The organism is Mesorhizobium sp. M8A.F.Ca.ET.208.01.1.1 (genome assembly GCF_004791315.1).
Lineage (GTDB): Bacteria > Pseudomonadota > Alphaproteobacteria > Rhizobiales > Rhizobiaceae > Mesorhizobium.
This window is the reverse complement of the sequence record NZ_SRUT01000001.1, coordinates 1,500,652-1,509,746: the sequence shown is the minus strand read 5'-3', so window position 1 is coordinate 1,509,746 and position 9,095 is coordinate 1,500,652. Positions and strand designations below refer to the sequence as shown.

Here is a 9,095-nt window from a genome sequence, read left to right as displayed (position 1 = left end):
TCGTTCACGCGGCGTTGCCCTCGATGATCACGTCGACACGCTCCGGCAGGGCCGCGGCGCGGCGCTGTTCGCGGGCCGCCAGCGCTGCCTTCTTCTCGTTGCGGATCTGCCGGAACATGTGCAGGTAATCGCGCTGCGGCAGGTTCGGCTTGGCCGCGGCGGCGGTGGCGAGATCGGCCAGCATGCCGGTGTAGAAATCCTCGACCATCTGCACGGCCCTGGCGACCTCGGTCCGTACGGTCGCGGCATCGACCAGCCGGCCGAGCTGCTGCGCCTCTTCCTGGGCGGCGACGCGGTTGCGGCGGCGTTCGCTTTCCAGCCGCTCGAGCTTGATCTGGTCGTCGACGTTCTGCGGCTTGAGCGGCGCGCCGTCGTCGAGCGGCCTGGCGATGCCGGCGCGAGGGTCGCCGACATCGCTGGCCCCGTCCGGCTCGTCGAGGTCGAGCCGGGTCGAGAGCCCGTTGCCCAAAGCCTGCCCGATGTCGCGCCGCTGCCGGATCTGCTCCATGGCCCGGGCGACGATCACTTTGGCCGAGCGCCCTTCGCCCTCCAGCGCGTCCCGGCCGATCATGCCGGCGGCAATGTACTGGCTGACGCGACCAGGCGTGACGTTGATATGCCGCGCGAAGTCGCCCTTCGACATCGTGGGCTGCATATCTTTAGCGCTCTTTAGGCTGCTGTTTAGACCCGTCTTTAGGCTGCAAAAAACCCGTCAGACTAGACACCCCCCGCGCCTACGCCGTCCCGCATACGGTTTTGGGGCCGGGAGGACCCGCGACTTTGTGCCGTGCGGTGGTGGGCGCGGTGCCCGCACAACGTTGGAAGGGCGGTGCGACGAGCGGTCGGTCGGAATCTTTTTCAATGCGGTGAAGCTGGATGCTTCGCCTGGGTCCGTTCGGGGCTCGGCCTTTCGGCTGCCACTCGGTCTTAGAAGCTTTCGCTTCAGGTCAACGGATCATCCTGGGACGGACTCGCTAATCTCTTTTGGTGATTTGCGCAAGGGAGAGCTCCACTGGTGTCGACCGTCCGAAGATCTCGACCAGCACTGTCGCCGTGTGCTCCTCGATCACGCTCTCGATCACACCGGTGAACGAACGGAACGGACCTTCCTCGATCAGCACCTCGGCGCCGATCGGGAACGCCGCTTCGACCACGTCCTTGTCGCTCGACTTCTCGCCCAACTTCTTCTTGAATTCCAACAGCTTGGCCTCGCGCACCATGACCGGGCTGCCATTGCCGCCAAGCACGGACAGCACGCCTTCCAGCGACAGGACACCAGACCAGGTCGCGTCCTGGTTGATCACCCTGATGAACAGATAACCGGGGAAGACAGGCACATGAAACACCACCTGGCGCTTGGCATGCGTCGCCTTGCGCAGGCGCTTTTCCATCGGCCGCCAGCATTCGATACCGACACGGCCAAGTGATTCTTCCACAGCTTTCTCGCCGTTGGAGGCAACGCGGATGACATACCAGCCCATCACCGGACCTGATTCGCCCGCCGCGGCGAGCAGCGCCTGCGACCGTCGCGACACACCGCGCTGCCTGTCCGATTCGGCATAGCAGCGATCGAGGTTGATCGTGGTCGCCTCATTCGGCCGCTTTGAGTGCATCATGGTCCCCTCGCAATGCCTGTTCGAATTGTTCCAGTCCGCCCGGTCCGCCAACCGGGAAGTAGACGACCGGCATCTGGCCGGGGTCGGGCAGCCATGGCCAGCCGCGCTTTTCGTGCTCGGCAAGCCATGCGCCCCAGACGTCGCCGCGCACCGTCACCGGCTCCATCAGCGCGGCAAGAGCCTCGCATTCGGGCGCCACGGTGATGCCGCGCCGGTTCTCGGCCTGTTCCTGCATGCGGATCACCGAGGGCCAGCCATGCGCCGCCTGCCGGGTCAGCCTGGCCTGTCGCCCCTTGGCATCGTCCTGCGCCAGCAGCGCCGCCATGAAACCCTTGGCCGGCGGTGCGTCAGCCGGCGGTACGGTCAGCAGCGTGCGCATCCGCACCGCGCTCCACACCGGTCCGAACGGCGGCGCCACCATCGCCACCGGCTTTTCGTCGGCCGGCTCCGGCACCTCGCGCCACAGCTTTTGCGAAAAATAGCTCGACGGCGCCGGCACATGCGTCTTGCGCTGGGCCTTGAGCAGCGCCAGCCAGTGCGGGAACAGCCGCACCGCCTCGGCCCGGTCGGCGGCGTCGAGCCCCAGCCACACCTTCAGCGCCGGTTCCTTTGGCATGCCGGCAAAGCCTGGCCAGTCCTTGAGCAGCGCCCAGCCGTCGCGTTCGACCTTCTTGCGATCCTCCTCGCGCGCCTCTCTCTCATGTTCCTTTACTGGTTCCCTTACAAGGTTAGTGTCCGGATTCCGGACACGGCTTTCGTCATTTTCCGGACACGGCTCCGGCGCTTTTCCGGACACGGCCCCGTGTCCGGATTCCGGACACGGACTTTCCTTGTTTTCTGCGGGTTTCCCCGCTTCGAAGCCGGCTTCGAAGGCGAAGCGGTAGAGCGTCGATTTCTGCCGGTGCGTCGGGCCGTCGCGACGCTGTTCACGGCGGATCAGGCCGGCCGATTCCAGCGCATCGAGATGCTCGTTGAGCGAGGATCGCGACATCTCGCAATCGCTCGACAATGTCTCCTGCGAGGGAAAGCAGCCATTGTCGGGATGGAAGCGGTCGCACAGCTGCCACAGCACGATCTTGGTCGCCGGCTTCAGCCCGCGCTGCTTTATGGCCCAGCCGGTCGCGTCGTGGCTCATACGGGCACCCCGAATTGAAATAGCGGCGAGCAGGCACCGGCGGCGCGCGCGTCTAATGCGGCGGCGCAGGCTGGATTGATCCACAGCACTTCTGTGCGCTCGCGCGCGCCGTCAGCAAAGGTCTTGGTTTCAACCCGCCGCCAACCTTTCAGCGCATTGTCATAGAGCGGATCGGCGTAGCCGGAGAGCACAACCATGCCAGCTAAATCGCACAAGACCTCGAGCAGTCTGGAGTGATCTTGCGACGAGAGTTCATGTCGATAGTCTCTTCCAGGATCTCGCGTCTCGGCCACGTAAGGCGGGTCGACATAATGTAGGCAATCCGGCTCGTCGTATCGAGCCATGACAGCAAGCGCATCGTCGCTCTCTATTACTACGCCCGCGCGCAGCCGTTCGATCACTGCCGGCAGCGCATCGGCATATGTTCCCCAATCGTGTTGAGGCAATTGACCGGCACGGTAGCCCTTGCAGCGAAACCCCGTGCGCCGCGCATGCCCGTTGGTGCCGAAGCCCATGAGCGAGCGAATGATCAATCGCCGTGCACGCTCGATCGGCTCATCGGTTGCCACGTAAGCCCCGTCAAATTCCTCACGCGCAAAAGGCGTGTGTCGCAATGCGGCGATTAGGCGCGCGCCGGAATCGGCATCGCGAAGCACGCGAAAGAGGCAAACGACATCACCGTCCAAATCGTTGTAGACCTCGGACTTAACGGGTGACTTTCGCAGCAGCACGCTCGCGGCGCCGCCGAAAGGCTCGACATAAACCTTGTGCTCCGGAAACTGGCTGATAATCCAGGGCGCAAGCTTCCACTTGCCGCCATGCCAGCGAAGAACGGGACGGGTTGGCGCGTTCATCCTTCACCCATCATGCGAACAAGGCGAGATGGCGCCCCACTGCACGCCGAGATCGAGGCCGGCGCCGCCGGTGCACAGCGAGAGGATGTCGAGGGCGGGACGTAGAGCCACGTTCATCGTCCCGCCTTTTTCCATGCCATGAAATCGGCGCGCAGGGCTTTCCATCTCTCGACCGCCCGGCCGCCTTCGTTGAGTTCGCTGCGCGAGGTGACGCCGAGCAGCGAGCGCGTCTTTTGCGCCGCGCGGTCGTCGGTCAGCGGCGCTTCCAGCCCGTGCCGCTGTTCCAGAAACACCTTGAACGCCGGCTCCCGGCACATCAGCGCGCATTCGGCCGCATAGTTTTTCAGCACCGGCGCCGGTGCTTGCTCCGGCTGGCCCTTCAGCGCCCGGATGGTGGCGAAGGCCTGGTCGAGCAGGCGCAGCAGGAAACGGTCCCTCTCGGGGGCGTCGACGACGAAATCGATCTCGTCCACGGTCGCCTCGTCGAAGCGGGCCAGCCGGAACAGTTCGCCCATCTCGCCCTCGGCCTCGATGAAGGCGCCGGCCTCGTCATGCACGCGCGTCCACTTGCCCGGCGCCACCTGCGCCAGCGCCTGGCGCACGGCGCGCAGCCTGATCGTATCGGAGGAGTGGGCGACAGCCGCGGGCCGCAAGTCCGACCCGACGTCGGGCGAAGCCCGCCCCGCCGGAGCGCCTTCGGCGGGTGAGGCAGAAGAAACGTTCATGCCTTGCGCTCCCCGCGATAGACGCCGGCCTTGCGCACGGCATGCAGCACGGTGGTGTGGTCGCGGCCGCCGAAGTCGCGGCCGATCTGCGGTGTCGAGAGGTCGAGCCGCACGAGATAGGCCTCGACCATCGCCGCGTGCCGCGCCTCGACGATCGGCATGGCGCGCGATGGTCCGGTGATGTCGAGCGGGCTCACCCCATGGCGCTTGGCAACGGTGCAGATGATCGAATGGATCGAAACTTTCGGGGCCTCGATGGGCGTGCCGATTTCGGCGGCGTGCACGATGGCGCTGGCTTCATGCCGTGCGTCGGCGACGATCTTGGCGCCCTCCCGCGCGGCCTGGTCGAGCTGCCTGTCGGCCTTCTGCTTGGCCGCGCGCACGATGCGCTCGGCGTCCCGCCGCGCGGCGGTGATGAGAGCGGCGGCGGCAATCTCCGCCTTGCCGCGGCTTTCCTCGGCGCAGCGCAGGCGCTGGAGAACCGACCGGTCCGGCTGCTGCTTGGCGATCAGCGCGGGCGAGCGCATGTCGAGGCGCGGCAGGCCACGGTCGAGCTTGCGCAGTGCGGCTTCAGCCATGGGCCACCCCCGCCGCGAATTCAGCCAGGCCGCGCCGGAAGGCATCGGCCGCGTCCGCGAGGCCTGGCGGCGGCATGCCGTCCGCGTCGCGCACCGCCAGCATCAGCGAGGCGCGCAGGTCGACGAACTGTTCGCCGGCGGCAAAGCCCGCGCGCCGGCAGGCGTCGAGAATCACGCCGTGGAACTTCAGCAGGATCGAATCCGGCATCCGCAGCAGCACGTCCGCCCGCGCGCGGTCGCCGTCGGCGTCGTGCAGTTGCCGCAGGATCGGCAGCATGGAATCGGTCACTGGCGTAACGCCTCGATCAGCTCATCGGCGTTGATGCATATCTGGTCAGCCAGAAGTGCCATCAGCTCCGGTTCCTCGCCGTCCTGCGTCACGATCAGCGTGCGCTTGCCGGCACCGGCCATCCAACCCAGTTCGAGATGCGCGGACCGCCCGCAAGGCAGCAGCAGGACACCGGTGTCCGCCCAACGCATGGCCGAGAAATCGGCGTTGAACCCTTGCGCGGCACGCGGATGCGTCAACAGCGCCGTGCGGTATTGTTCAGCCGTGAAAGGCGCCTCCAGCGCCACGTCCTTCCAGCCGAAGCCGGTCGAATGGGGCGGGTTGCGGAAATCGTAGACCTGATGCCCTTCCTGCCGCAGCTGATCGACCATTGCTGGCTGGTTGGGGTTGCGCCAGGACGAAGCGAGATAGATGCGTGCCATCAGTTTTGGCTCCTTGTTTCACATGGGACAGACGCTGTAACGGCTTGCCGCAACAGGGTTTTTCGCGTCACGCGGCGGCGTTTCACGCCCGGCGCGAGGAAATCCAGTGGACGCAGGCGCAAGGCCTTGCTCAGCACCAGGAAGCTGCCGATGGTCAGGTTTTCGCCGTGCCTGGCGCGGGAAATCATCGCCGTGTTGAGGGTCGGCCAGGCCTCGACCGCCTGCCGGCCCGAAATCCCTTCGAGCCGCCGCCTCACGGTCGCGGCGAAGCGGTCGCGATCGAACGGATCAGGCATTTTTTCCCGCCTCCCGCAGCTTGCGGTCGAGCGCGCGTTTCAGCCGCTTCAGCTGGCGCTCGGTCTCGGGATCCGGCGCGCGCTCCTGCGGCACGGGATAGTGCCTGTCGCCGCGCAGCCGCTTGGCCTCGATCGCGGCTGCGTAGCAGCCGGCGGAATTCTTGTCGGGGTCGTATTCGGCGCGCTTGGTCACAGTTCCAGCGCCTCCTGCGTCGGTTCGGGCGGGCGCTCAGGCGTCACGAACATGTCGGGCTGCGCATAGGCCTTGCGGATGCGCTCGCAGGCGATATCGAAATAACCTTCGTCGATCTCGATCCCGATGAATTTTCGCCCGAGTTTGACGCAGGCAACGCCCGTGGTGCCACTGCCCATGAAGGGGTCGAGAACTGCTTCGTTTGGTGCCGTGGCCTCACCAAGAACCCATTCCATCACCGCCACAGGCTTCTGGGTTGGGTGAACGCGCGGAATTCCCTTTTCGGAATCCCGCATCATCCCGTTCCAGTAGTGATTGATCAGCCGAGCGACACCTTTGAGATTTGTCCATGCCATCTCGCAGTCGGCAAAATCGTTACGGGTGAAGCCTTTGCGCTTGTCCCAGACCAGCCATTTGGAGGACGAGGGAAGACGCTCCGCGAAATGATTCGCGCCAAACAAGACGATTGTCTTTGCCAGACCAAGCAAGGCCGACGGATCGAACGGCCGGTCATCGCCAGCGATTGCGACACCGTTGAACTTGCTGACATATTTGCCACCGCCAATGCCGTCGCCGCCGGCACCGTGCGCGAATGCAATCCCATAGGGAGGATCAGTGACCACGGCGTCGATGCCCCCCCCCAGCAGCGGCAGCACCTCGAGGCAGTCGCCCAGGATGAGCCGGCAATCGCCGATGATCTCCTCGCGGCGGATCGCGCTCATGCCGGCACCGCCTTGGCGCGAAACGCCCGCGCGGCTTCAAGCAAATTAGGACAGTCCGGCGGGACAGCGCCCCCCTCTGGCCTGCCGGCCATCTCCCCCTCAAGGGTGGAGATCGGCAGTTCCGGCGTTTCGCCAGCCTCATTGCCCCACGCATCCCAGCCGGGCCGCACCTGGCGTGCGTTGAGCTCGATCTTGGGCGTGTTCGGCCAGTGTCTTTCGATCCAGGACGCGAAAACATCCGGCTTGGCCGAATGCCGGCCGACGTCGGCTTCCACCGCCATGGCCTCGCACCAGCTGTCGAGCTGGTCGCCCATGGCAGGCGCGACCGGGTTGCCGCGCGTCGCGATCAACAGGATTTCGTGCTTGCCGCGCGCCCAATAGCCGGTGCCGACGCGGTTCTTCAGCCAGGCCCAATGCGACACGTAGCGCGCATGCGCCTTGTTCGGCGCCAGATAGCCGGTGTTCGGATCACGCTCGATCCAGGCAAAGCCCCAGGCGTCGAGCACGCAGATCGCCTCGACCAGCATCGGCGCCGTCGCCCACAGGAACAGCACGCAGTCCTTGGCGGCGATGGCGCCGACGTCGCGCTGCATCAGCGTCAGGAGATCGCTGGTCGGGTAATGATTGTCGGGCGACCGGTCCATGCCGGTCTCGGTGGAGTAGGGCGCAAAGCTCCACTCCGGATCGGCATAGATGACGCCGTACTTCTTCGCTGGCAGGGCTGCCTGCTTCGCGCCTAGCTCAATCTCGCGAACGCTGCGCCGTTCCTTCTTTTCGGCCTGCGCCTCGGCGCGGATCGTCTTCACCGCAGGCGCGATCGCCCGCTTCAACGCCGTCCGCGTCGGCTCGTCGCCGCTCGCCAGCATGTCGTCGAGCACATCGCGCACGATGGCCGGATTCTTGGCGATGGCATCACGCACCTGGCGCGCTTCGTGGATGTCCTTGCGGTTAAGGCCGACGTCGGCGGCTGTTGCAGCGTTCCGGGACGGAACGGTGCTGTCGCCACCGCCTTTGCGCCCTACGACCTCGCCGCGATCCTGCGCGGCATCGTATTCGTCGGCCAGCCGCCGCTTGGCCTGCGCCTCGATTTCCAGCGCATCGGCCTGGGCACGGTGGGTGGCGGCAATGATGTCGTCATGCGCCCGCTTGGCCTTCTGCAACCGCGCCGAGCGCTTGGCGGCGTCATAGACTGCCGCTGCCATGTCGCGCGCGTCGAGCACCTCCGCGGCGCTTGTCGCCCGCGCGAGTGCCGCCGCCGCCTCCTTGACCAGAGACGGCAACGGCTTGGGGGTGGCGAGGGCGACAGCCTTCGGCATCAGGCCTCCGGCGCGCCTTCGAAGGCCGGCAGGCCGGTTTCGCTGGAAGCCTGTTTGAGGTCATGGCCGACCTGCTCGCGCAGGAAGAACTCCCAGCGATAGAGCTGGTAGAACCATTTGATGTCGCCGGAGACGATCCGGTAGCGAAGCCGGGCAGGGATGCGCACGGCCTCGCCGTCGACGAAGGCCGGCACCGAGACCATGAACACGCCAGGAATGATCACCGCCTCACCTTTGGAATTCTGGTGCTCTTCGGTGAATTCGACGGTGCGTTCGCCGGTCTGCAGGCGCACGCCGTTCTTGACGCGAGCCGCGACGAACACTTCGAGATGCCGCGATAGCGCCACCACTTCCGAAGGCGTCGCCATTTTCTCGTTGAAGAGCCGTTCATACTCGCTGCGCTCGCCGTCCATTGGCGCGGCAAGCTCGGCGGCATGATCCTCGAGGAAGGCCGCGAACACGTCCTGCGGCATCGGCTTGGCATTGCCATTGACCCACGCCTTGAACTCTTCGGTCAGCGGGAAGGCGTACACGATGCGATGCGAACGATTGCGCGCCGGAACACCTTCCTTGTCATAGTCGAGCACGGCGGTGAGCTTTGGATCCGGCCAGACCGTCTTGCCGAACAGAACCGAGTTTTCGTCCTTGTGCAGATCGACCAGCGCAATGAAGCTGGCCAGCGTCTCGACCGTGGCTGTTCCCTTGCGCCGGTCTGGCGTGAGCCGGAATTCGTCGACCAGCGCCTTGACCGACTTGAAGGTTTGCGACTTGCGGTCGAAGGCAACCGGAACGCCGTCCGGCAGGCCAGCCGACAGGCCGGCCGTGTCAATTTGCAGGATGGTCGGTTCGGCCGCCTCGGTGGCGAGCGTCCTGATTATGTCGATGCCATGGGCATCGAGCGATGCTTTTTCAGGATCGGGCATGTGAGGGTCCTTTCAGAGGTTGAATT

12 protein-coding genes and 1 pseudogene are annotated in these 9,095 nt (G+C 65.5%); all 13 read right to left on the bottom strand.

Annotated features, from left to right (window positions below):
• Nucleotides 1-4 precede the first annotated feature (4 nt).
• Complete coding sequence (locus EN851_RS07735; RefSeq protein WP_135928894.1) at nucleotides 5-643, bottom strand: hypothetical protein; 639 nt, start codon at nucleotides 641-643, stop codon at nucleotides 5-7.
• Between the two features lie 331 nt (nucleotides 644-974).
• Nucleotides 975-1,616 (bottom strand): transcription termination/antitermination protein NusG, encoded by a 642-nt coding sequence (locus EN851_RS07730; protein ID WP_135928893.1) that lies wholly within the window; start codon nucleotides 1,614-1,616, stop codon nucleotides 975-977.
• A complete protein-coding gene (locus EN851_RS36755) occupies nucleotides 1,591-2,751 on the bottom strand; it encodes a helix-turn-helix domain-containing protein (protein ID WP_210234921.1) in 1,161 nt (386 codons plus the stop codon). Before EN851_RS36755 ends, EN851_RS07730 begins: the two co-directional genes overlap by 26 nt.
• Nucleotides 2,748-3,605, bottom strand: a complete 858-nt coding sequence (locus EN851_RS07720; RefSeq protein ID WP_135928892.1) for a DNA adenine methylase — start codon at nucleotides 3,603-3,605, stop codon at nucleotides 2,748-2,750. Before EN851_RS07720 ends, EN851_RS36755 begins: the two co-directional genes overlap by 4 nt.
• Before the next feature lie 113 nt (nucleotides 3,606-3,718).
• Nucleotides 3,719-4,330 carry a hypothetical protein gene (locus EN851_RS07715; RefSeq protein ID WP_245520707.1) on the bottom strand — a complete coding sequence of 204 codons (612 nt, stop codon included), beginning with the start codon at nucleotides 4,328-4,330 and terminating at the stop codon, nucleotides 3,719-3,721.
• A gap of 29 nt (nucleotides 4,331-4,359) precedes the next feature.
• Nucleotides 4,360-4,857: pseudogene (locus EN851_RS36215) on the bottom strand (helix-turn-helix domain-containing protein); the annotation flags it as partial.
• A 43-nt stretch (nucleotides 4,858-4,900) separates the two neighbouring features.
• Nucleotides 4,901-5,197, bottom strand: coding sequence for a hypothetical protein (locus EN851_RS07705; protein ID WP_135928891.1), 297 nt, complete (start codon nucleotides 5,195-5,197; stop codon nucleotides 4,901-4,903).
• Nucleotides 5,194-5,619, bottom strand: a complete 426-nt coding sequence (locus EN851_RS07700) for a hypothetical protein (RefSeq protein ID WP_348630717.1) — start codon at nucleotides 5,617-5,619, stop codon at nucleotides 5,194-5,196. Before EN851_RS07700 ends, EN851_RS07705 begins: the two co-directional genes overlap by 4 nt.
• On the bottom strand, nucleotides 5,619-5,915 hold the full coding sequence (locus tag EN851_RS07695) for a hypothetical protein (RefSeq protein ID WP_135928889.1): 297 nt from the start codon (nucleotides 5,913-5,915) through the stop codon (nucleotides 5,619-5,621). Before EN851_RS07695 ends, EN851_RS07700 begins: the two co-directional genes overlap by 1 nt.
• Complete coding sequence (locus EN851_RS07690) at nucleotides 5,908-6,108, bottom strand: hypothetical protein (RefSeq protein ID WP_135928888.1); 201 nt, start codon at nucleotides 6,106-6,108, stop codon at nucleotides 5,908-5,910. Before EN851_RS07690 ends, EN851_RS07695 begins: the two co-directional genes overlap by 8 nt.
• Nucleotides 6,105-6,764, bottom strand: coding sequence for a site-specific DNA-methyltransferase (locus tag EN851_RS36750; protein ID WP_210234920.1), 660 nt, complete (start codon nucleotides 6,762-6,764; stop codon nucleotides 6,105-6,107). The genes EN851_RS07690 and EN851_RS36750 overlap by 4 nt, the downstream gene beginning before the upstream one ends.
• A 62-nt stretch (nucleotides 6,765-6,826) precedes the next feature.
• A complete protein-coding gene (locus EN851_RS07680; protein WP_245520706.1) occupies nucleotides 6,827-8,146 on the bottom strand; it encodes an MT-A70 family methyltransferase in 1,320 nt (439 codons plus the stop codon).
• Entirely contained in the window at nucleotides 8,146-9,069 is a 924-nt protein-coding gene (locus EN851_RS07675) for a DUF2303 family protein (protein WP_135928887.1), read from the bottom strand. Before EN851_RS07675 ends, EN851_RS07680 begins: the two co-directional genes overlap by 1 nt.
• Nucleotides 9,070-9,095: the final 26 nt, after the last annotated feature.

What these genes read in the sequence shown, in the direction of transcription:
- EN851_RS07715 (WP_245520707.1), bottom strand. Translation starts at nt 4,330, where the DNA reads ATGAACGTTTCTTCTGCCTCACCCGCCGAAGGCGCTCCGGCGGGGCGG.
- EN851_RS07695 (WP_135928889.1), bottom strand. Translation starts at nt 5,915, where the DNA reads ATGCCTGATCCGTTCGATCGCGACCGCTTCGCCGCGACCGTGAGGCGG.
- EN851_RS07720 (WP_135928892.1), bottom strand. Translation starts at nt 3,605, where the DNA reads ATGAACGCGCCAACCCGTCCCGTTCTTCGCTGGCATGGCGGCAAGTGG.
- EN851_RS36755 (WP_210234921.1), bottom strand. Translation starts at nt 2,751, where the DNA reads ATGAGCCACGACGCGACCGGCTGGGCCATAAAGCAGCGCGGGCTGAAG.
- EN851_RS07730 (WP_135928893.1), bottom strand. Translation starts at nt 1,616, where the DNA reads ATGATGCACTCAAAGCGGCCGAATGAGGCGACCACGATCAACCTCGAT.
- EN851_RS07680 (WP_245520706.1), bottom strand. Translation starts at nt 8,146, where the DNA reads ATGCCGAAGGCTGTCGCCCTCGCCACCCCCAAGCCGTTGCCGTCTCTG.
- EN851_RS07700 (WP_348630717.1), bottom strand. Translation starts at nt 5,619, where the DNA reads ATGGCACGCATCTATCTCGCTTCGTCCTGGCGCAACCCCAACCAGCCA.
- EN851_RS07675 (WP_135928887.1), bottom strand. Translation starts at nt 9,069, where the DNA reads ATGCCCGATCCTGAAAAAGCATCGCTCGATGCCCATGGCATCGACATA.
- EN851_RS07735 (WP_135928894.1), bottom strand. Translation starts at nt 643, where the DNA reads ATGTCGAAGGGCGACTTCGCGCGGCATATCAACGTCACGCCTGGTCGC.